Genomic DNA, 1,067 nt, shown 5'->3' with positions numbered 1-1,067 from the left:
AACCGACGATACCCGAATGGGGAAACCCAGTGCAATTCGTTGCACTATTGCATGGTGAATACATAGCCATGCAAGGCGAACCGGGGGAACTGAAACATCTAAGTACCCCGAGGAAAAGAAATCAACCGAGATTCCCCCAGTAGCGGCGAGCGAACGGGGAAGAGCCCAGAGTCTGAATCAGTTTGTGTGTTAGTGGAAGCGTCTGGAAAGTCGCACGGTACAGGGTGATAGTCCCGTACACCAAAACACACTTGCTGTGAACTCGATGAGTAGGGCGGGACACGTGACATCCTGTCTGAATATGGGGGGACCATCCTCCAAGGCTAAATACTCCTGACTGACCGATAGTGAACCAGTACCGTGAGGGAAAGGCGAAAAGAACCCCGGCGAGGGGAGTGAAATAGAACCTGAAACCGTGTACGTACAAGCAGTGGGAGCACCTTCGTGGTGTGACTGCGTACCTTTTGTATAATGGGTCAGCGACTTATATTTTGTAGCAAGGTTAACCGAATAGGGGAGCCGTAGGGAAACCGAGTCTTAACTGGGCGTCTAGTTGCAAGGTATAGACCCGAAACCCGGTGATCTAGCCATGGGCAGGTTGAAGGTTGGGTAACACTAACTGGAGGACCGAACCGACTAATGTTGAAAAATTAGCGGATGACTTGTGGCTGGGGGTGAAAGGCCAATCAAACCGGGAGATAGCTGGTTCTCCCCGAAAGCTATTTAGGTAGCGCCTCGTGAACTCATCTTCGGGGGTAGAGCACTGTTTCGGCTAGGGGGTCATCCCGACTTACCAAACCGATGCAAACTCCGAATACCGAAGAATGTTATCACGGGAGACACACGGCGGGTGCTAACGTCCGTCGTGAAGAGGGAAACAACCCAGACCGCCAGCTAAGGTCCCAAAGTCATGGTTAAGTGGGAAACGATGTGGGAAGGCATAGACAGCCAGGATGTTGGCTTAGAAGCAGCCATCATTTAAAGAAAGCGTAATAGCTCACTGGTCGAGTCGGCCTGCGCGGAAGATGTAACGGGGCTAAACCATGCACCGAAGCTGCGGCAGCGAC

The 1,067-nt window shown here is 52.2% G+C and carries 1 rRNA gene; it reads left to right on the top strand.

The window, feature by feature from the left end:
* Positions 1-1,067, top strand: a 23S ribosomal RNA gene (locus V2A85_RS23885); the annotation flags it as partial.

It is taken from the genome of Yersinia sp. 1252 StPb PI, from assembly GCF_048593885.1.
In the GTDB taxonomy this organism is placed as follows: Bacteria; Pseudomonadota; Gammaproteobacteria; order Enterobacterales; family Enterobacteriaceae; genus Yersinia; species Yersinia enterocolitica_E.
The sequence above is the reverse complement of the archived record's forward strand: the minus strand, read 5'-3'. Positions and strand labels throughout refer to the sequence as shown.